This is a genomic window from Acetobacter sicerae (assembly GCF_011516765.1).
Lineage (GTDB): Bacteria > Pseudomonadota > Alphaproteobacteria > Acetobacterales > Acetobacteraceae > Acetobacter > Acetobacter sicerae.
On the sequence record NZ_JAAABN010000003.1, the window covers coordinates 40,510 to 61,485 of the forward strand.

Consider the following 20,976-nt stretch of genomic DNA (forward strand, 5'->3'; position numbering starts at 1 on the left):
CATCCCAGACCGTGACTGAAGAAAAAGGCACAAAAAAACGGCATCCCTGAAAGGATGCCGTTGCATTGCGTCACCGCATTGTGAAATGCGGATCAGCCGGGTTTGGCTGTTTTATGACGCTCGACCTGCAGCTTCAGCGCACTCAGGATTGCTGAAACCTGACCGCCATGCTGCTGGATGAAGGACGCATAATCCTGACGCTGCGTCAGACGAAGGCTTGCGCCTTCGGCAAGGACGTCCACAACCTTCGGAGACCCGCTGCTGGTGCTGACAATCCATTCAAGATTGGCGTCGGCCTGCTGCGGGCGATGCAGGATCGTGTCGACAGACTGATCCTCACCCTTGGGCGTAGCCCCGCCGATCGTGAAGCTGACGCCGCGGTAATCACCCAGCTTGTCGGTGATCGTATTGACCAGCACCTGACGGAACAGATTCAGATACTCGGCCTGCTGCTCCGGCGTCGCCGTACGCCAGTACCGCCCGAGACAGAAGCGTCCGATGGCGTCGACATCCACGTCACTCTGCAGAATGGGAAGAACCTTTTCCTTCTTCTGCGCCCCTGACAGGTTGCTGTTCACGATCGTAACCAGACGATCACCGAGGCTGTGAACAAATGCCGTAGCGGATTGCTCAGCAGAAGCCGGGCGCGCAACGCCGGACGCCAGACCGGCTGCGACAAGCGTTCCGAGCAGGAAGCGGCGGGTAAAACTGATCTTCATAATAACTCTGCCCCTGGTCTTCTTCTGGAATCTTCTTAAGGCGGATCAATTATACCAGTCGGGAACAGTCGCCCGATGGTCGTTCTTGATAGCATCCGCCATGGCCTTGCGCTGCTGCTGATACGCACTGCGGATGGTCGCATACGGATCAAGCGCATCGCGCTGCACCTGATCCAGATCGTCAAGATGATTGGCCCGGGTGTTGATGACGCCCATGATGTTATAGGCCCAGTTGAACGTCAGCAGGCCGTAGCCACGCGGAACATAGTTCCACGGAGAAAGCCCCTGATCCAGACCATAGCCGATGCCGTCACGGATAGTGGACGGCCCCATCATGGGCAGGAAAAGATACGGCCCGGAAGCGATACCCCACGTGGCAAGGGTCAGACCGCCGTCATTGTCGTGGTGCGGATAACCCGCATACTTCGCCACGTCGATGAAACCACCGACACCGGCCACCATGTTGATGCACCAGCGGACGAAAGCGTCTCCCGCACGACGCGGCTTGCCTGCGCCGACGTCATTAAAGAACACCACAGGCTCGTTCATGGTCTGGACCATGTTGCCGAGCGACTTACGCACGGGAACCGGCACGGCCCAGACATAGGCCTTGGCGACAGGGCGCATGGAGTATTTATCCACCGTCACCGAAAGATTGTACATCTTGCGGTTGAGAGGCTCATATTTGTCGTTGGCTTCTTTATATTCGGCCAGCGCGTCAGGATCGGTCGGCTTGGGGGCCACCCAGGAGGAACAGCCAGCAAGAACCAGCGTCCCGAGCATCAGTGTTCCGTTACGGAAAGCGCGGATGCGGGTTTTCACCGAACGGCCCGAAGCACTGGAAAAAGGTTCCAGATGCAGGTCTTCCTTCACTGAGCCCATGCCCGTCAGTCTCTCCGTTACCCCGTCAGCCCTCTCCGGGACCGCAAGGCCAGCCAGCAGGACGAACATGTTATGCTTCTCTGAGCGTCTATCTACTGCCCTGTCTAACACGTCGCCGCCCGGATGCAATCAGTTGCCATTGTGTGAATGGCTCTCACCACCACGCTCCCGCCCCCTGATCAGGGCGGCCGCCAGCATTGTGAACGCGAAACAGCGCGGGTGGTTGAGGCTCCTCTGTCTTTCTCCGGCTCTTTTCGTCGTCTGTTGCGATGAAGCCACAGGCCGCGGGCTTGCTGGATGACAGGGAAATGCTGGCTGTTTGGCCAAATCAGATCGGAGTTACATGCAGAGATAACTGTCCTTTGGGGGCCTTGCCCCTGCCTTCCACAAGGGGGGCAGTCCCTTTGATCCCGACTTGTTGAAATCAAGGAATGGAAGGGGGAATCCTGCTTCACCTTCCCATCAAATAAAAAGACCCGGTCCTCACGAAAGAGAACCGGGCCGGAAAACCAAACTCAGAACGTAAGAGTGTGGATGAAAGAACTGGAGAATCGACGGATTCAATCAGAACGACTGATCGTCTCCGCCACCCCAGTCGCCGCCGCCATCGCCACCCCAGCCATCATTGCCGCCACCATCGGCGTCGAAGCCCGAATCAGCCGTGGTGCCTGCGCCCGCAAACGGATCAGGCGCGCCAGCTCCACCGGCCGAATCACCATAATAGTTGTTGACGACCGTCTGATCGGGAGCGCCCCAGCCACCGGCTGCGTTTCCGCTCATGTCACCTGCACCATGATGACCACTGAACAGGCCCTCAAGCGCGTTCGCAGCCATCATGCCGCCAGCAACACCAGCAGCAGTTGTCAGAGCCGACCCAAGGAAACCCGATCCGCCCTGACGGAACATGCCGGGCTGGAACCCCGGAGGCATGGGCTGCATCTGCGGCTGCTGGGCATAGCCCTGCGGCTGACCGCCCCACCCCGGAGGCGGCGCCTGCTGCGGGCGCTGCTGACCACCGCCGAACAGTCCGCCAAGGAAACCGCCCGAACTGCCTTTTGACTGCTGGGCCTGTTGCAGGGCCTGCTGCGCCTGCTGAAGCTGGAACTGCAGCTCGCGGATACGGTTCTGGGCCTCGACGAGCGCCGCTTCCTGCACCACAGCCATCTGGGTGATGCGATAACGGGCTTCCGGATATTTCTGGAAGTTCTGGGCGATGAAGGCATCCGCTTCGGGATCAATCGGCGGCAGGGACGGGTTGGTGGATGGCACACTCCCTGCACTGGCCTGCGGCGCCCCGCCGACACGCGCAATGAAGTTAGATATCAGATCGCGTTCCTGGCTATTCATCTGCTTGATCCCTCATGGCCGTGCTGGCCGGACTACCCTGTGTTTAAGGTGGGAACAGGATGCAAAAACAGCAACCCCATTCCAAAGACGTCATCTCACCATATCATAGTCACGGAATTATGGGCTTTTTGCGCCGGAACCGTAAATAACAGTCAGCCGGGCCGACGCCAGACGGTGATGATGCACCATGAACCCAACAAGAGCCGGGCTGGAATCGGCACTCACTTCAAGCTTTGGAACATCCAGCGCCGTGACGGTAAACACATAACGATGCATGTGACCGGGAGGAGGCGCGGCTCCGCCATAGCCAGGAACGCCAAAGTCGGTCCGCACTTCAAGTGCGCCCTCGGGGAGGCCACCCTTACCCAAACCCGCACCTTCAGGCAGTGAAGTCACGCCTGCCGGGATATTGGCGACGACCCAATGCCACCAGCCTGAACCGGTGGGAGCATCAGGATCATAAAGCGTGACCACAAAGCTCTTTGTTCCGGCTGGAGCCCCGTCCCACTGCAGCGGAGGAGACAGATTGCCCCCCGTCTGCCCCATACCGGAATAGACCTGCGCCTGAGGCATCACGGCACCATTGCTGAAAGCCGGGCTCGTCAAGGTGAACGCCATGGGAGGGACTCCTTATCGTGTGGACTCTTTCGGTTACCAGTTGAGGCTGATCAGCCAGAACTCTTCCGACGTCAGTGTCACGCCATCATTCTTCGGCGACTCCGAGGCGGCGAGAGCGAGGGCGGCAATACGCTCGACCATGATCGTTTTACGCTGATGCGCTTCCGAGGACTCGTTGGCGGCCTTGAGCACGTCGAGGGACGTCTTGGCGGCCTTGGCGACACGGGCGGCATCAAGCAGCGCGTAGGACATAGTGAAACTCCTGCAAACAAATTCGGATCAAATGATCTGCGGAAGAAAATGGGCTGTCGGAGCTTTCTGTTCAAGGGCAGGCTGCCTCCAGCGCCAAACACTCCCCTGAATTTCGGCTTTGCTTTTTTGGGTGGGCCGCCAGCACGGAGGCTGGAGGATGGCTGGCAGAACGAGGCTTCTTCCGATGATTTTATCAGCCAGAAGCCCTCGCCTCATTTCCACTTATTTCTATGCGTCTTTCTGCAATGGAAAATATTACCTAAAAAATAAAAAGCTTATTTCGCAGGAAAAAACACATTCCGTAACATTTATTATTTTACCAATCTGATGAAATGCGATTATTTTTCTTGCTTTTCACTCTCCTTTATGTGAATAACCTCCTCGGTGGATGCTCTATATGAGGGTCGCTGATGCACGTTGTGTCAGTCTGTCCCGTTGGAAGTTACGATTGTGCACGTGTTCTGTGCGCGACCACCATGTTAAAAAGGAGCCTCGTTATGACAACAGGCACCGTAAAGTGGTTTAATTCTACAAAAGGTTTTGGATTCATTCAGCCGGAGGATGGCTCCCCGGATGTATTCGTCCACATTACAGCCCTTGAGCGCGCCGGTATGGCTTCGCTTAATGAAGGGCAGCAGATTTCATACGAGATCGAAGCTGGCCGTAATGGCAAGAAATCCGCAGTCAATCTTAAGGCTGCGTGATTAAAGATTGGCAGTAATGCCGTCTGGAAGAGCCGCCCATCAGGGCGGCTTTTTTTGTGTCCTACCATCGGACATCACTCTGCCCTGCGAACAATGCTGCGCCCAAAAGGATAGATTCAAAAATAATTTTGCTTCTTTGTGGGGCGTCGAGCGGAGTGTCGCGACAGGTCTCATCCGGTTTTCCTGATCGTGACGTTTTCCGTAGCTTTTTGAAAAAGCTGCACCAGAAACTTCTTCTGGATTCACGAAGTATCCTTCTGGAAATTTTTGACTGATCATCGTCCGGCGCAGTTTTCAGGGAAATTCAGGAATGATCAGATTCATTTTCTCCTATAGTTCTCTTAAACAGAGTCACTCACTTTGTTCATTCAGGCCAGTTTGCGTGCAAAAATGACATTCCCTGTTCTCTACACTTTCCGACGCTGCCCCTACGCAATGCGGGCGCGCCTCGCTCTTCTGTCCAGCGGGACCGTCTGTGAATGTCGGGAAATCAAGCTATCAGCAAAACCCGAGGCAATGCTGAACGCGTCGCCAAAAGGCACCGTGCCTGTCCTCGTTTTGTCAGAAAGCCGCGTTATTGACCAAAGTCTGGACATCATGAAATGGACGCTCTCTCAATCCGATCCTGAAAACTGGCTGGAAAACGCCCGCTTCGATCTGATCGAGCGAAATGACACACTCTTCAAACACCATCTCGATCTTTACAAATACGCCACCCGCCATCAAAGCGATCCACATCACCACCGCCATGAAGCGTTGCAGATTCTTCTTGATCTGGAAAAACTTCTGGGAACCACATCTTTTCTGAACGGAGCACGCTTTGGTCTTACGGACGCCGCCATAGCGCCTTTTGTGCGCCAGTTTGCTGCAACGGATTCAGAATGGTTCGAAGCGCAGAAGATCCCCCATCTGCAAACATGGCTCAGAGACTTCATATCCTCACGTCGTTTCGGGCAGATCATGCATCGTTTCAATCCCTGGCGGCCAAATGACGAACCCGTCTTTCTCAGACCTGCAACATGAGACTTCACCACTCAGAAAGCAGGCCAACCGACCGAAGGCGGTGCAACGCTGGCTGCGCTCTGCCCATGCTGATCCAGTAATATCCTTATCAGACCGCTTTTTTTCACGTCCTCAACAAAGTCCTGTAACCAGGCTCTCGCGATTTCACGCCCTTTCGGAACGCCCATTCCCTGTTCGATCGCCGTGAAACGTCCGGGAAGCACCCGATAGCCCGGATTGTCCGCAGCATAAGCTGTCAAAGGCTGACGCACACCAGCGGCTGCATCCAGTTTCTGCTCCACGAAAAGGGCAATGGCGTCAGGCGAAGTGGCCGCCCGTTCCAGAGAAGCCTGTTGCAGATGGCGTGTCAGAAACAGGTCGTAGGCGGCTCCTTTTCCAACAGCGATACGAACCCCGGCGCGGTCCAGATCCTCGACAGCCTGATAAGGCGCATCGTCACGGACAAGATAGGTTCCTTCGATGACAACATAAGGCGCGGTAAAAAGGATCTCGGCTGCTCGAACCGGGTCCACCGCCAGAAACATCATATCCAGTTCGCCGGACGAAACAGCCTGCGTCACCTTGCCTGCGGCATCAAACGGCCTGAACTCAATCTCCACACCCAGCCGTCGCCCGACTTCTCTGGCGAGATCGACTGAAACACCAGCCAGTTCGCCAGTTGTCGTATCGCGACATGCCAGAACAGGATTGCCCAGATTGATCGCCGTTCTGATGACGCCCTGTGGCGCCAGTTCGCGGAGAATCTCATCCGTTTTCATGCGGTCTCCTCACTGTTTCCACCCCACCCGATATGGTGCATTTGATCCGTTACGGGAGGCTGGAACTGTAAAGACTGAAAACGCAAGATGTATTGATCTGTAAATTCTGCATGCTTTAAACCATACTCTGTCGAGACCAGAGAACCGGGCCTCTCACGCCAGTCCGGATCATCGAACAGAGAAGCCAATCGGGGGACTGTATTCATGCCGACACTGACCGGACGACGGACATTTCTTGCCACCGGTCTCAGCATGGTGGCCGCATCAACCGTGAAAGCGGCGTCAGCACAACCCGAACCACCATCAACCATATCCTCGCCTCCCCGCTCATGGGCCGGTCAGGCTCCAACCAGCTTCCTGCCTGACCCGGATGTCATCAGCCTCGATTCCTCCTTCAGGGATCTGCTGTTTCCCAACACGCCCATCCAGCGCGTGCTGACAGGCGGCGGCTGGCTCGAAGGCCCAACCTGGCTTGGTGAAGCCCGCATTCTGCTGCTCAGCGACACCATCCGCAGCCAGCAATACCGTCTGATTCCCCCGGCTGAATCGGGTGAAGGATCTCTGTCCATTTTTCGGCAGGAAAGCTATCACAGCAACGGCAACACCCTCGATACACAGGGGCGCATCATCACCTGCGAACATGACATGCGGCGTGTCATCCGCTGGGAGCATGACGGAAGTTGCAGTGTCATCGCGGACTCTTTCAACGGAAAACCACTCAATTCTCCCAACGACGTTATCGTCAATCCGCTCGACAACAGCATATGGTTTACTGACCCGGCCTATGGCGACACCCTGATCGAAGGGCACCCGGATTCACCCGGAAACGGTGCCAACCCCACCGGTAAGTTACGGTGGACACTGGGCACTGAGATCCCGGTTCAGTTCGCCGGTCATGCCCGACAGGCCGTTCATATTTTCCGGGTCGATGGCCAGAACGGCCAGCTCAAAGCCGTCCTTTCTCCGGAAGACGTCCCTTCCCCGAATGGTCTGTGCTTTTCACCAGATCAGAAGATTTTTTACGCCACTGGCACGACCTCAAATTCTTCCCAAAGTGGCGCTCAGCACGTGATCTATGCGTTCGACATGGTGGATGGCCTTCCCCGGAATCGCCGCGTCTTCTGTTCCTTCATGCTTGAAAATCACAACATGATTCCGGACGGCATACGGGCAGACGTATTCGGCAATCTGTGGTGTGGGGCCTCCGGCCCTTTCGGACTGGCGGGCGTCCTCTGTTACAACCCGGCCGGAAAACTGATCGGACGCATTCGCCTGCCGTTCGGATGCTCCAATCTTACTTTCGGTGGCCCCAAAAGGAACGAGCTTTATATGTGCTGCGGGTCTCAGATGTTCCGTCTGCTACTTGAAACACAGGGAGCCGGACTTTCCTGACAGGGACCTGCCTGAATCAAAATAGGCTTCTGGGTGTTGCCTTTCAAAAAAGGCAACACCCTCTGAATCTTTTTGAAAAAATGCCACCAAAAACTTTCACTGTTAAAAAACGATCCAACGTTGTCCTGCAGATAAAAACGTTTCTGAAGCCGCATCAAACCCATTGAAAACAATCTGGCCAAAAAAGATTCCTTATTGATACGCATTATTATTTGCATAATCGGTTCTGATATAAATAAAAAATTCCAGCGCAACTTGTCTGAACCGTCAGACGTTATAAAACGAATTACCTTCATGCGATAATTCAAGGAGCGCCCGAATGGTCTCCGCGGCATCAGCACTACTTCTGGCCCGCTTTCAGTTCGCCTTTACCGTAGGCGTTCATATCGTTTTTCCTGCTTTTTCTATCGGGCTGGCCGCCTATCTGGCTGTGCTGGAAGGACTGTGGCTCAGGACGGACAAACAGGTCTATCTCGATCTCTACCGTTACTGGATCAAGATCTTTTCTGTCGTGTTCGGAATGGGCGTCGTCTCCGGACTGGTGATGTCTTACGAATTCGGCACCAACTGGTCCGTCTTCTCCCAGAAGGCCGGACCGATTACGGGCGTTCTGCTGTCCTATGAAGTGATGACAGCGTTCTTTCTGGAAGCCGGCTTTCTGGGCGTCATGCTTTTCGGAATGAACAAGGTCGGACGCGGACTGCATTTCGCCGCCACCTGCTGCGTCTCGGTCGGAACCCTGATCTCCATGACATGGATTCTGGCTTCCAATTCATGGATGCAGACTCCTGCAGGCTACAGCATCGATCCTGCAACCGGACGCTTCATGCCGGAGGACTGGCTGGCGATCATCTTCAATCCCTCCTTCCCCTATCGCCTTGTGCATATGGGAATGGCGGCTTTCCTGTCTGTCGCGTTCATCATCGGCGGCACCGCCGCGTGGCATATGATGCGGGACAGGCGGAAAGGGCTGCCCATCAGCCAGCCCGTGAAAGTCATGTTCTCCATGGCGATGTGGATGGCGACCATCGTGGCTCCTCTCCAGATTCTTGCCGGTGATGCGCATGGTCTGAACACGCTGAAGCATCAGCCCGTGAAAATTGCCGCACTGGAAGGCGACTGGGAAACGGAAAGCCGTGCTCCGGAAATCCTGTTCGGTATTCCGAACATGAAAACCGAGCATACCGACTACGCCATCAAGCTTCCCTTCGCCGGTTCCCTGATCCTGACACACAGCCTTGACGGCAAAGTGCCGGGCATGAAGGACTTCCCGGCGGATCAGCGTCCTCCGTCACCGATCATCTTCTTTACCTTCCGCATCATGATCGCGCTCGGCATGCTGATGGCGGCGACCGGCTTCCTGTCTCTCTACATGCGCTGGCGTGGCAGGCTGTTTACAAGCCCGCTTCTGCACAGAATGGCGCTCGTCATGGCGCCGTCAGGCTTTCTCGCCCTGCTCTGCGGCTGGGTGACGACTGAAGTCGGGCGTCAGCCATGGACCGTTTACGGCCTGCTCAGAACGGCTGACAGCGTTTCTCCCATCATGCTGCCCAGCATGGCCATCTCCATGACAGCGTTCGTCGTGGTGTATGTCATCGTCTTCGGCACCGGGATCGGCATTCTTCTCCGCATGCTGAGCCGTCAGCCGGAAGAAGGCGAGCATGACCTGAGCGAACAGGGCACGGCTTCGGTTCTCGGCACACGGTCTCATCCCGAAACCGTCCTTTCCTCTCCAGACCACGGAGCGTGATACAATGAGTGGTGCTGCTTACTGGCTGCCGGTCATCTGGACGGTGATCCTTGCCGCCGCAATCCTTATCTATGTCATTCTGGATGGCTTCGACCTCGGGATCGGCATGCTGTTCGCCGTCGAGCGGGATCAGGGACGACGGGATGTCATGGTCAATACTGTCGCCCCCGTGTGGGATGGCAATGAGACCTGGATGATACTCGGGGGAGCCACGCTTTATGGCGTCTTCCCCGGCGCCTACGCCACCCTGCTGCCGGCGTTGTACCTCCCGATTCTTCTCATGGTTCTGGCGCTGATCTTTCGCGGGGTCGCCTTTGAATTCCGTATCATGACACGGGATAGCGGACGGTCCGGACTCTGGGACATCGCCTTCATGGGGGGATCGGCGACAGCCGCATTCTGTCAGGGCGCGATTCTGGGTGGCGTCATTCAGGGCGTGTCCGTGACGAAAGGCGCCTTCAACGGCGGTCCGCTCGACTGGCTGACCCCCTTCAGCATTCTTTGCGGACTGTCCGTGATGTGCGGCTACGCACTGCTTGGCGCCTGCTGGCTGGTCTGGCGCACAACGGGCGTGCTGGAAGCAAGTTGCCGTCACTGGGCGCGGCGTCTGGCCATCGGTCTTTTCGTGGGTATTGTCGCCGTCAGTCTGTGGACACCCATGCTGCACGAGCCTTACCTCGTACGCTGGACAGACTGGCCGAACATCCTGTTTGTCGCGCCGGTGCCTGTGCTGGTGATCCTTCTGGCGTTCCTGTTTGTGCGTGGGTTGCAGAGAGAGCATCCAGTAGCGCCGTTTCTCTGCGCGCTGGGCTGGTTCTTTCTCTGCTTCACCGGCCTAGGGATTTCCATTTTCCCCTATATGGTGCCGCCGTCCCTGACCCTGTGGGATGTATCCTCTCCCCCCTCCAGTCAGGCCTTCCAGTTGGTGGGCACAGCCATTCTGCTGCCCATCATCCTGACCTATACGGTCTATTCCTATCGCGTCTTCCGCGGAAAGGTCACAGAAGCCGATGCGTATCACTGACGCCATCGTTTCCGGCCGGGGGGAGAAAGCCCCCCGCAGTCTGCTCCGCCGGTTCGGATGGTTCATCGCCATATGGGCCATGAGCACCGTCGGATTTATCGCAGCCGCTTCTGTTCTGAAGTTTTTTGTTCCTCATTAATGCTTCAGTGCCTGTTTCGATATTGAAACCATAAACAAGACTGAAAATTTCAGGGGAGCAATGACGGAATAAAGTGATTTTTAATGATTTCAGCCTGTAATTCCGTCGTAGATTAATAATTTATCAACGCCTTGATCCTTACTTGTGTGATTTAGCAATCACAAACGGTTTTGACACGTCACAATGTTTGGATTTCAGAGGTTTTATAACTGCCGGAACGGTGGGGTGAGCCTTATGGTTGCCGTCAGCACTTCGGTGGCGGTCATAGGGGTTGCTGCGGCCATAAACCTCGGAGCTGCTGTTCAGAACAAAAAAACGCTGCAGGGAATCTCCGACGCCGCGGCCCTTCAGGCAGAAAAAACCGTTCAGGCGGCACAGGCTAGCGCCAGCACCACGATGAGCCAGTCCGACATCGCCGCCCTGGCCCAGACGACTGTTCAAAGCTATGTGGCGGCGAATACGCCGGCGGGTTCCACCGTCCCCGACATCCAGGTGGCCTATACGTCCCTTTCCACCTATTCGGGGAACGTTACAGTCACCCTTTCGAGAAAAACCTCTCTTTTCATGTCGGGCGTTCTTCCCGGCGGTGGGATTCCTGTCTCGGTCACTTCCACCGCCACCATGACGCTCGGCAATTCCTACATTCAGATTATATTTCTGGTGGATATTTCAAATTCCATGGGAATCGGCGGCACTCCCGCAGATATATCCGCCCTTGAAAACAGTTCTGCTCAGTGCGCATTCGCCTGCCACGATCCAAACGGTTACCGGGGATCCTGCACGAAAAAATCATCCTCTAATTTTTTCGGACTTCCGCCATGCAATACGCGGGTTACAGCGCAGCAGGCCGGGATCAACCTAAAAATCGACTATGTCAATCAGGCCATTCAGACATTCATGGCGCAGCTTGTAGACTATTCAAATAAAGATCAAAACAATATCACAGCAAGCATTACGACTTACGGAACAACAATACAGCAGATACAGGCACCCACGACTGATATTGCCGCGGCGACGTCCGTAGCCTCCACCATCGATCTCGAAACTGCCGTTCCCATGCCCATCCTCGGATATACAAGGACGAGTGACGCGCTGAACACCATTGCCGGCCAACTTACAAATGTTGGACAGGGTGAAAGCGAAAACAGCCAAAGAACCTATGTCATTTTCATTTCTGATGGGGCGCAGGACATCTACAGCACCGCTAACAGCTATCAGCATATAGTAACCGTGAATTATCAGGCCGCCTGCAATACCCTAAAGCAGATGGGGGTGACTCTTCTCTCTGTATGGGTGCCTTACTATCCCATTTATGGATCGCAGCAGTATAACACCCTGATTGCCCCCCTGCCGACAACGGGGACAGGCTCCATGGAGGGAGCCATGCAGGCCTGCGCCACAAGCTCCGACTATTACTTCGAGGCTGACGATGGGCCGGCCATTAAAAATGCGCTCACATCGTCTCTCTCAAGCATCGTCACAAGCAGCGGTCTGAGACTTATCAAATAGAATCCTGCGTCACTCTGCATTTTTAGCAAAAGAGCAGAACCTTTTTACCTGATCAGGATGCTGTGCCTCCCACGGTCAGACCAGTCATTTTCAGGGTCGGCTGCCCCACCCCGACAGGAACACCCTGCCCGGCTTTGCCACAGGTGCCGATCCCCGGATCAAGCGCCATATCGGAGCCGATCATGGAAATGGAGGTCATCGCGTCCGCACCATTGCCGATCAGTGTCGCCCCCTTGACCGGCGCCGTCACTTTTCCATCCTCGATCATGTAGGCTTCGGAAGCCGCGAACACGAATTTCCCGGATGTAATGTCCACCTGGCCACCACCGAAGTTCACCGCATAGAGGCCTCGTTTCACTGACCGGATCATATCGTCAGTGCTCGCCTGTCCCGCCAGCATGAGCGTGTTGGTCATACGGGGCAGCGGCATATAGCCGTAAGACTGACGACGCCCATTCCCTGTGGGCGCAACGCCCATCAGACGAGCGTTCAGACGATCCTGAATGAAACCCGTCAGGATACCGTCCTCGATCATCACCGTTCTGCCTGAAGGCGTGCCTTCATCGTCAACCGTCAGACTGCCGCGACGATCAGGCAATGTGCCGTCATCCACAACCGTCACGCCGGGACTGGCGACGCGCTTTCCCATCAGATCCGAGAACATGGAGGTTTTCTTGCGGTTGAAGTCGCCCTCCAGACCGTGACCGACCGCTTCATGCAGAAGAATGCCTGGCCAGCCGGAGCCAAGGACGATCTCCATTTCCCCAGCGGGAGCAGGACGCGCATCCAGATTGATCAGAGCTGTCCGCAACGCCTCATTCACACCGTGCTGCCAGGCATTTTCTTCCAGCAGTTTCGTCACACTGTAACGACCACCAAACCCATAGGAACCGCTCTCGCGACGACCATCTTTCTCCACCACGACGGAGACATTCAGGCGCACCAGCGGACGGATATCCGCGACTCTCAGCCCGTCAGCCCGGATGATCTGCACCGCCTGCCACTCGGACGCGATGGACGCCATCACCTGCACGACCCGACTGTCTTTCCCACGCGCATAAGCGTCGATCTGGCCGAGCAGCGCCGCCCGACGGGCGAAATCCGTCTCATGCAGCGGGTTATTGTCGCTGTAGAGGCGCGAGTTGGTTGAGCGTGGCGGGGGCGCCATGATGCCGGACCGGCCATTCCTTACGGCGGAGACCGTCTCAGCAGCGCGCCGGAGAGAGGACTTGCTGATCTCGTCGGAGTGGGCGAACCCGGTTTCCTCACCCAGCACGCTCCGCAGACCAAAGCCACTGGATGTATCGAAGGATGCTGACCGGATGACTCCGTCATCAAGCGCCAGCCCTTCACTTTCGCGGTATTCGAGAAAGAGTTCGCCGTCCTCCATGCCTTCCAGCGCATGGGCGGTCATGCTCTCCGCTTCGTCCCGACTCAGCAGACCACCGGCGCGCTCGAAGAAAAGATGATCCGTCGCGGCAAGAGGCCCAAGCCCCGCGACCGAGGACTGCACACTCTTTTCTCCGGCAGAGACAGCAACATTCCGGGTTGAGGCAGTGGACGACATGGGCAAAACTCCGGGGTAGAAAGTGGGAACGTCCTGACTGGCGTTCACCATCACGATACGCCCTTATGTCATAACTGGTTTCTTCCGACCCGGAAAACCCGCAGGCGGTTATCGCGTCATTATCCCACAGGGACACGGTCGCACGAAAGGATTTCTCTTGAGGCGCTACCCTTTTTCTTTCCTCGCATGTTCACTGGCCTCCAGTCTTTTCGCCTCCTCCCTGCTATCGTCATGGCCGGTCTCTGCGCAGACCACAGCGCCAGGAGAGCCGGTAATGACTTCCGATTTTCGCGATGAAGCTGGCCCCCCGCCAGCCCGGGTGCCCACCGTTATCCTGCATCCCGCCATCACTCCTCCGCCTCAGGCTCCAAGACTGCCGTCACAGCAGGATCTGCGTCCGCCCTCGATCGCTCTGGACGGTCTGTTTTCCGCCATCGGAAAGGCCCACATCTTCATCGACGCGAAAGCCGCCGCGGACGCCTATCCCAATCGACCGCCGGAAGAGATTCTGGCCACATGGAGAGCGCAGAAGAACGACCCGGGCTTTGACCTGAAAACCTTCGTCGCCACCTATTTCACGATCCCGGCCATCACCTCTGCCGCCTATCAGCGCAAGCCGGGCGAAAACGTGAAGGATTACATCGCGGGCATGTGGGATGTGCTGACCCGGCAGCCGGATACCCCTGTTCCCTGGTCATCGCTTCTGCCTTTACCGGAAAAATACGTTGTTCCCGGAGGCCGTTTTACGGAACTGTATTACTGGGACACCTATTTCACGATGATCGGCCTGTATGAGGGCGGACGCATTGATCTGATGCGCTCCACCTACAGGGATCTGGCGTCGCTGATCGACCGCTACGGACATATTCCGAATGGCAGCCGCACCTACTATCTCGGCCGCTCGCAGCCCGCTTTCTTCGCGTTGATGACAGACCTGCTGGCCAGTCACGACGGCAACAAGACCTACATCAAGTATCTGCCTGAACTACAACGCGAATATGAATACTGGACAGATGGAGAAGCGAAGCTCGCGCCCGGCCATGCCTGGCGACATGCTGTCCGACTGAAAGACGGCACCCTGCTGACGCGCCCATGGGATGATCTCGATACCCCCCGCGATGAGAGTTACCCGCAGGACATCGCCACAGCGGCGTCTACCTCCCGTCCCTCTTCCGAGGTATGGCGCGATCTGCGGGCCGGGTCAGAAACAGGATGGGATTTCTCGTCACGCTGGCTGATGGACCGCCATACGCTCTCTTCCATTCACACAACCGACCTCATCACGATCGAGATGAGCTGCATGGTGGCCCATCTCGCGCAAACTCTTTCCCGTGCCTACGAGCTTACAGGAAACAAACAGAAGGCCGCTTTCTATAAGGCTGATGCTGACCGACGCATCGCCGCTATCCGACGCGTGCTGTGGGATCAGAAAAGAGGCGCTTTCTACGATTACGACTGGAAAACGGGAAAGCTGACCGATGTGCTGTCAACGGCAACGGCCGTGCCTCTGTTCCTGCACATGGCCACAAACCAGCAGGCGCATATTGTCGCGAAAACCCTCAAGGCAAAGCTGCTGAAACCCGGCGGGCTTGTGGCAACAGATGTGACCAGCGGACAACAGTGGGATTCTCCCAACGGATGGGCCCCGCTGCAATGGATGGCGATCAAGGGTCTCAATCTGTATGGCGAGGATGTTCTGGCGCAGGATATTGCGCAACGCTGGATGGAGCGCGTCATCGGCACTTATGAAAAAAGCGGCGTACTTCTTGAAAAATACGATGTTGTCAATCCTGAAATCAGCCCGACAGGCGGTGCGGGCGGTGGCGAGTATCCGATGCAGATCGGCTTCGGATGGACCAACGGCACCCTGCTCGGTCTGATGAACCGTTATCCGCAGGTCGCCCAGCATATTCTGAGTGAATATCCGTTCGCAGGACAGGCTTCCAAAAACGATACGCCACCAGGCAGCGGACGCCCTGCGGAGTCGCAGCCTATTCCTACGACCACGAAGGGAACACTCTCCTCCTCACCACGGCATGAAACGCCGCCCGCGCAGAACAGGGAAAAATGAAAAGGAGGGATTTATGATAAAAGTTTCTGGCGCCGCCATTTTTAAAAAGGGCGGCACCTCTGAAGCGTTCTGAAAAAGCTTCACCAGAGCCCCCTGTCTGATTCAAAAGAAGCTCGGATAAGACGCTTTTGAATCAGTTTTCAGGCGGATCGATCTGTGTTTTTGAAGGCCCTCAACTCCGGCCTTCAAAAAAGTCCTTCACACGTGAAAAAAAGCCTGCATGTTCCGGGCTGCTTTTCACATGCTCACCCGCTTCCTTTTCAAACTCTTCCAGAAGCTCCTTCTGGCGTTTGGAAAGATTCTGCGGAGTCTCCACGACGACCTGCACGTACATGTCGCCCCGCGACGACGACCGCAGTACGGAAAAACCTTTTCCTCTCAAACGGAAATGTTCGCCGCTCTGCGTTCCGGCCGGGATTTTCACACTGGCCCGGCCGCCATCAACCACTGGCACTTCAACTTCGGTACCGAGCGCGGCCTGCGCCATACGCAGCGGCACACGGCAGTAAATGTTGGAGCCGTCACGCTGGAACAGTTCGCTGGCCTGAACGGCGATATGGACATACAGGTCTCCCGACGGAGCGCCCTTTCCACCCGACTGACCTTCACCGGACAATCTGATCCGCGTGCCGTCTTCAACACCGGCCGGAATCGCAATCTCCAGCGTGCGCGGCTGCTCTATCGTGCCAACACCATGACAGGCCGGGCACGGATCCTTGATGACACGACCTGCGCCATGGCAGCTCGGGCATGGGCGTTCGACCACGAAGAAACCCTGCTGCGCACGGACCTTCCCGGCACCGTGACAGCTCGGGCAGACCTCGACACCGGCTTCCTTGTCCTTCGAACCGGTGCCATCACAGGACTCGCACATGACACGTGTCTTGATGGTGATGGATTTCTTGATGCCCGTGAAGGCTTCCGCCAGCGTGATCTCGACCTGTGTCTGGATATCGGCGCCGGCGCTCCGTCCACCGCCGCCGCCGCGACGACCGCCCATCATGTCGCCGAACATCTGCTCGAAGATGTCGCCCAGACCGCCTCCGGCAAAGCCGCCACCAAAATCGAACCCGCCGGGACCACCGCCACCGCCTTCGAACGCCGCATGACCGAAGCGGTCATAGGCCGCGCGCTTGTCGGCATCTTTCAGAACGTCATAGGCTTCGTTGATCTGCTTGAAGCGCTCTTCCGCTGACGCATCTCCGGCATTGCGATCCGGATGATATTTCATGGCCTGCTTGCGGTACGCCTTTTTCAGTTCATCAGAAGAGACTTCTCGAGAGACTTCCAGAACAGCGTAATAATCAAGTTTCGTGGCCATTGATTTCCTCGTAAGCGGGCTCCCTCTCGCACGCGTCGCATCATGACGCCGGGAGGACATAAAAGATGACGCCCGCCCCAATGGATGGAGCGGGCGCCTTGAAGATACGGCGTTTCTACCTTGCAGGGTAAACCGGTTCTACCCGGTCACCCTGTCAGGACAGTTTCCGCTCAGCCTTTTTTGTTGTCGTCGATTTCTTCAAAATCGGCGTCAACCACCTTGTCGTCAGGCTTTGCACCACCGGCAGCGGCGCCTTCGGCACCCGCACCCCCAGCCTGCTCAGCCTTGTAGACCGCTTCACCGATCTTCATCGCAGCCTGCGTCAGACGCTCGGAGGCAGATTTCAGCGCCTCGGCATCCGTGCCTTCAAGGGCCGATTTGACTGCGGCAACGGCGCTTTCCGCTTCGCTACGGTCAGCAGCCGGAACCTTGTCGCCTGCCTCGGACAGAGACTTCTCGACCTGATTGACCAGACCCTCGGCGTTGTTGCGGGTTTCGACCGCTTCACGCTTCGCCTTGTCAGCCGTTGCGTTCGCTTCCGCGTCCTTGACCATCTTGTCGATGTCGGCATCGGACAGACCACCAGAAGCCTGGATCTTGATCTGCTGCTCCTTGCCGGTCGCCTTGTCCTTGGCGGACACGGAGACAATGCCGTTGGCGTCGATGTCGAAGGTCACTTCGATCTGCGGCACGCCACGAGGAGCCGGAGCGATACCGGTCAGGTCGAAGTTGCCCAGCAGCTTGTTGTCAGCCGCCATCTCACGCTCACCCTGATAGACCTTGATGGTCACGGCGTTCTGGTTGTCTTCAGCCGTGGAGAAGGTCTGGCTCTTCTTCGTCGGAATCGTCGTATTGCGGTCGATCAGACGGGTGAACACGCCACCCAGCGTTTCGATACCAAGCGACAGCGGCGTCACGTCGAGAAGCAGAACGTCCTTCACGTCACCCTTCAGGACCGCGCCCTGAATGGCCGCACCGATCGCCACGACTTCGTCGGGGTTCACGTTACGGGCAGGCTCTTTGCCGAAGAACTCTTTAACGGCTTCGATCACCTTCGGCATACGGGTCATGCCGCCGACGAGAATGACTTCGTCGATCTGGGAACCATTCAGACCTGCGTCCTTCAGAGCAGCCTTACAGGGCTCCATCGTGCGGGCGATCAGGTCGTCAACGAGGCTTTCCAGCTTCGCACGGGTCAGCTTCACCACGAGATGCTTCGGACCCGAAGCGTCAGCCGTGATGAACGGCAGGTTGATCTCGGTCTCCTTGGAAGAAGACAGCTCGATCTTCGCCTTTTCGGCAGCTTCCTTCAGACGCTGCAGAGCCAGCTTGTCGGACTTCAGGTCAATGCCCTGATCACGCTTGAACTCGCTGGCGAGGAAGTCGATGATCCGGTTGTCGAAGTCTTCACCACCGAGGAACGTGTCACCGTTGGTGGACTTCACTTCGATCACACCATCGGAGATCTCGAGAACCGAAACGTCGAAGGTGCCGCCGCCAAGGTCATAAACCGCGACCGTGCCGCCGTTCTTCTTCTCAAGACCATAAGCCAGCGCAGCAGCCGTCGGCTCGTTGATGATACGCAGGACTTCAAGACCCGCGATCTTACCGGCGTCTTTCGTGGCCTGACGCTGGGCGTCGTTGAAGTAAGCCGGAACCGTGATGACCGCCTGGGTCACTTTCTCGCCGAGATAGGACTCGGCTGTTTCCTTCATCTTGCCGAGCACGAAGGCTGCGATCTGGGAAGGTGCGTAGCTCTTGCCACGTGCCTCGACCCATGCGTCGCCATTGTCACCCTTCACGATGGCGTAGGGAACGAGTTCCTTGTCCTTCTGGACGGTCGGATCGTCAAAGCGACGACCGATCAGACGCTTCACGGCATACAGGGTGTTGGCCGGGTTGGTGACGGCCTGACGCTTCGCGGCCTGTCCGACGAGCATTTCACCACCTTCGGTGAACGCCACCATCGACGGCGTCGTGCGTGCGCCTTCGCTGTTCTCGATAACCTTTGTTTCGTTACCCTCGCGGATCGCTACGCAGGAGTTGGTCGTACCAAGGTCAATACCGATAACTTTGCTCATATAACTAATCCTCTTTCAGCGGTCGCACTCGGCCCGAAGCACCGGATGCGCCCCTTATTTCAATAGTCCTGCCATAAACAGCGGCTGGCTACATCATCTTTAAATCCGATGTAGGAGCCTCATGTCGGGCTTTCAAGAGTTGTCGCTCCCGAAAATCGACACGTCCGGACTCAATTCTTGGCAACAACAACCATCGCCGGTTTCAGCAGACGGCCATGCAGCGTCCATGTGGGCGTCCAGGCCTGAATGACGGTTCCCGTCTCGTGCTCAGGGCTGGGCTGCTCCGCCATGGCCTGATGATGATTGGCGTCAAAAGCCTGTCCTGCAGGATCGTGGCACACAACACCATGACGCTCGAGGATGGACAGGAACGACCGTTCCGTGCCTTCAATCCCTTCACGCATCTTGGTGATGATGCTGTCTTCACCTTCGGTTTTCGGCGGCAGACTGGCGAGTCCACGCTTCAGGTTCTCAGCCGCTTCCACGACATCGCGTGCGAATTTCTGCACGGCGTACTGACGCGCATCGTCGATCTCACGCTTTGTGCGGGTCCGAAGATTCTGCATTTCGGCTTCAGAGCGCATCCATTTGTCGTGCTCTTCAGCCAGTTGCGCTTCCAGTTCCTTGATCCGGCTGCTGGCCGCGCTCATCACCTGATCAGACGAAGACGCCTGATCATCAGCTGCCGCGTCTCCATGAACGGAGGAATGGTGCTCGTTGAGGTCAGTCGCCGCCTCATCCGCTGGCGATCCGGCCTCGTGGGTGTCTGTCATGTTCGTCATAGGGTAAGAATTAGGCATCCTCGGAGCAATCGACAAGAAGGCAGACCGGACGAATTTTATGCTCAGCCCACAGCCAGATGCATTTCTCCCGCCTCCTTCCGCTTCAGGATGCACGCCCGATGGTTAATTTTTGCTTTCATTATTTGCATTTGCCATCAGCATTAATCCCCTGAACCTTCTAAAAATAAAACACTGACCGCCGCCCCCGGTAGCCCGGCATGTCAGACCCGGCTATTATCAACTCAGTTTGCTCTTGATGAAGCCACAGAACGGGTGCGCCAGCGCCCCGGAGGGAATCGATTTCGTGACAGAAAAACAGACGATTGCGCTGGTTGATGATGATCGCAACATCCTGACCTCCGTCCAGATGACGCTGGAAGCCGAGGGATATGCCGTTCGCGCCTTTATTGATGGAGAGCAGGCCCTTCAGGATCTGACCAGCCGCCCGGTGGATCTGGCCGTTCTTGATATCAAGATGCCGCGCATGGATGGCATGGAACTCCTTCAGCGGCTCCGCGCCCGCTCCAACCTGCCCATCATCTTCCTTTCCTCCAAGGATGAAGAGGTTGATCAGTTGATGGGGCTGCGGCTGGGAGCAGACGATTACATCACAAAACCTTTTTCGCAGCGGCTTCTGATCGAGCGCATCCGCGCGCTCCTGCGCCGCAACGACGTCAATCGCGCCGAGGCAGCCGGGGAAATCACCAGCAACACTCTGGTCCGCGGTGATCTGACGCTCGACGAGGCCCGCCACCGGTGTCAGTGGAAAGGCACCGATGTTCCCCTGACCGTCACCGAGTTCCTGCTGGTCAAGGCGCTTGCCTCCCGTCCCGGACTGGTCAAATCCCGCGACCAGCTGATCGACGCGGCTTACGGCGACAACATCTATGTTGATGACAGGACCATCGACAGCCACATCAAGCGCGTGCGGAAGAAATTCCGGCAGGTCGATGACGCCTTCAACCAGATCGAAACGCTGTACGGCATCGGTTACCGCTACAAGGAAGACTGAGCCATGAGGCCGGCAGAGGAAGAAC

Annotated in this window: 20 protein-coding genes; 9 read left to right on the plus strand and 11 right to left on the minus strand. The window is 56.7% G+C overall.

What is annotated here, in order from left to right:
* Positions 1-92 precede the first annotated feature (92 nt).
* The 5 genes from GVI59_RS04405 to GVI59_RS04425 all read right to left on the minus strand — a co-directional run bounded on the left by GVI59_RS04405 (position 93) and on the right by GVI59_RS04425 (position 3,818).
* Positions 93-719 (minus strand): MlaC/ttg2D family ABC transporter substrate-binding protein, encoded by a 627-nt coding sequence (locus GVI59_RS04405; RefSeq protein WP_173573101.1) that lies wholly within the window; start codon positions 717-719, stop codon positions 93-95.
* Positions 720-764: 45 nt separating this feature from the next.
* Positions 765-1,502: an MlaA family lipoprotein gene (locus GVI59_RS04410; RefSeq protein ID WP_232877333.1), complete on the minus strand. Its 738-nt coding sequence runs from the start codon at positions 1,500-1,502 to the stop codon at positions 765-767.
* 663 nt (positions 1,503-2,165) lie between these two features.
* Positions 2,166-2,948, minus strand: a complete 783-nt coding sequence (locus GVI59_RS04415; RefSeq protein ID WP_173573102.1) for a DUF2076 domain-containing protein — start codon at positions 2,946-2,948, stop codon at positions 2,166-2,168.
* Between the two features lie 117 nt (positions 2,949-3,065).
* A complete protein-coding gene (locus GVI59_RS04420) occupies positions 3,066-3,566 on the minus strand; it encodes a kinase inhibitor (protein WP_173573103.1) in 501 nt (166 codons plus the stop codon).
* Positions 3,567-3,599: 33 nt separating this feature from the next.
* Positions 3,600-3,818 (minus strand): hypothetical protein, encoded by a 219-nt coding sequence (locus GVI59_RS04425; RefSeq protein WP_173573104.1) that lies wholly within the window; start codon positions 3,816-3,818, stop codon positions 3,600-3,602.
* A 497-nt stretch (positions 3,819-4,315) separates the two neighbouring features.
* On the opposite strand from GVI59_RS04425, the gene GVI59_RS04430 reads away from it, so the two are divergent.
* On the plus strand, positions 4,316-4,522 hold the full coding sequence (locus GVI59_RS04430) for a cold-shock protein (RefSeq protein ID WP_010667901.1): 207 nt from the start codon (positions 4,316-4,318) through the stop codon (positions 4,520-4,522).
* 39 nt (positions 4,523-4,561) lie between these two features.
* On the opposite strand, the gene GVI59_RS04435 is transcribed toward GVI59_RS04430, so the two are convergent.
* Entirely contained in the window at positions 4,562-4,768 is a 207-nt protein-coding gene (locus GVI59_RS04435) for a hypothetical protein (protein ID WP_206752364.1), read from the minus strand.
* Between the two features lie 144 nt (positions 4,769-4,912).
* Here GVI59_RS04435 and GVI59_RS04440 point away from each other — a divergent pair, with 144 nt between their 5' ends.
* A complete protein-coding gene (locus GVI59_RS04440; protein ID WP_173573106.1) occupies positions 4,913-5,545 on the plus strand; it encodes a glutathione S-transferase in 633 nt (210 codons plus the stop codon).
* Between the two features lie 11 nt (positions 5,546-5,556).
* Here the strand turns inward: GVI59_RS04440 and GVI59_RS04445 are convergent, their stop codons facing one another.
* The gene (locus GVI59_RS04445; protein ID WP_173573107.1) at positions 5,557-6,303 is read right to left on the minus strand and encodes an ABC transporter substrate-binding protein; all 747 of its coding nucleotides are present in this window, start codon (positions 6,301-6,303) and stop codon (positions 5,557-5,559) included.
* Between the two features lie 204 nt (positions 6,304-6,507).
* On the opposite strand from GVI59_RS04445, the gene GVI59_RS04450 reads away from it, so the two are divergent.
* The 5 genes from GVI59_RS04450 (at position 6,508) to GVI59_RS04470 (ending at position 12,117) form a co-directional block, all read left to right on the plus strand.
* Complete coding sequence (locus GVI59_RS04450; RefSeq protein ID WP_173573108.1) at positions 6,508-7,695, plus strand: SMP-30/gluconolactonase/LRE family protein; 1,188 nt, start codon at positions 6,508-6,510, stop codon at positions 7,693-7,695.
* A gap of 319 nt (positions 7,696-8,014) precedes the next feature.
* Positions 8,015-9,445, plus strand: a complete 1,431-nt coding sequence (locus tag GVI59_RS04455) for a cytochrome ubiquinol oxidase subunit I (protein ID WP_173573109.1) — start codon at positions 8,015-8,017, stop codon at positions 9,443-9,445.
* Between the two features lie 4 nt (positions 9,446-9,449).
* Positions 9,450-10,469, plus strand: a complete 1,020-nt coding sequence (gene cydB, locus GVI59_RS04460; RefSeq protein WP_173573110.1) for a cytochrome d ubiquinol oxidase subunit II — start codon at positions 9,450-9,452, stop codon at positions 10,467-10,469.
* Positions 10,456-10,608, plus strand: coding sequence for a DUF2474 family protein (locus GVI59_RS04465; RefSeq protein ID WP_173573111.1), 153 nt, complete (start codon positions 10,456-10,458; stop codon positions 10,606-10,608). Before cydB ends, GVI59_RS04465 begins: the two co-directional genes overlap by 14 nt.
* A 225-nt stretch (positions 10,609-10,833) precedes the next feature.
* Positions 10,834-12,117: a vWA domain-containing protein gene (locus tag GVI59_RS04470; protein ID WP_173573112.1), complete on the plus strand. Its 1,284-nt coding sequence runs from the start codon at positions 10,834-10,836 to the stop codon at positions 12,115-12,117.
* Between the two features lie 52 nt (positions 12,118-12,169).
* On the opposite strand, the gene tldD is transcribed toward GVI59_RS04470, so the two are convergent.
* On the minus strand, positions 12,170-13,684 hold the full coding sequence (tldD, locus tag GVI59_RS04475; RefSeq protein ID WP_194299024.1) for a metalloprotease TldD: 1,515 nt from the start codon (positions 13,682-13,684) through the stop codon (positions 12,170-12,172).
* A gap of 274 nt (positions 13,685-13,958) precedes the next feature.
* Between tldD and treF the strand changes: the two genes are divergently transcribed.
* Entirely contained in the window at positions 13,959-15,755 is a 1,797-nt protein-coding gene (gene treF, locus GVI59_RS04480; protein ID WP_173573113.1) for an alpha,alpha-trehalase TreF, read from the plus strand.
* Positions 15,756-15,927: 172 nt separating this feature from the next.
* Here treF and dnaJ read toward each other — a convergent pair whose 3' ends face one another.
* From dnaJ to GVI59_RS04495, 3 genes are all read right to left on the minus strand, one after another.
* On the minus strand, positions 15,928-17,076 hold the full coding sequence (gene dnaJ / locus GVI59_RS04485) for a molecular chaperone DnaJ (RefSeq protein ID WP_173573114.1): 1,149 nt from the start codon (positions 17,074-17,076) through the stop codon (positions 15,928-15,930).
* 170 nt (positions 17,077-17,246) lie between these two features.
* Positions 17,247-19,157, minus strand: coding sequence for a molecular chaperone DnaK (dnaK, locus tag GVI59_RS04490; protein WP_173573115.1), 1,911 nt, complete (start codon positions 19,155-19,157; stop codon positions 17,247-17,249).
* Positions 19,158-19,327: 170 nt separating this feature from the next.
* Positions 19,328-19,939: a nucleotide exchange factor GrpE gene (locus tag GVI59_RS04495; protein WP_173573116.1), complete on the minus strand. Its 612-nt coding sequence runs from the start codon at positions 19,937-19,939 to the stop codon at positions 19,328-19,330.
* Between the two features lie 256 nt (positions 19,940-20,195).
* Here GVI59_RS04495 and GVI59_RS04500 point away from each other — a divergent pair, with 256 nt between their 5' ends.
* The gene (locus GVI59_RS04500) at positions 20,196-20,951 is read left to right on the plus strand and encodes a response regulator transcription factor (RefSeq protein ID WP_173573117.1); all 756 of its coding nucleotides are present in this window, start codon (positions 20,196-20,198) and stop codon (positions 20,949-20,951) included.
* The last annotated feature ends 25 nt before the right edge of the window (positions 20,952-20,976 follow it).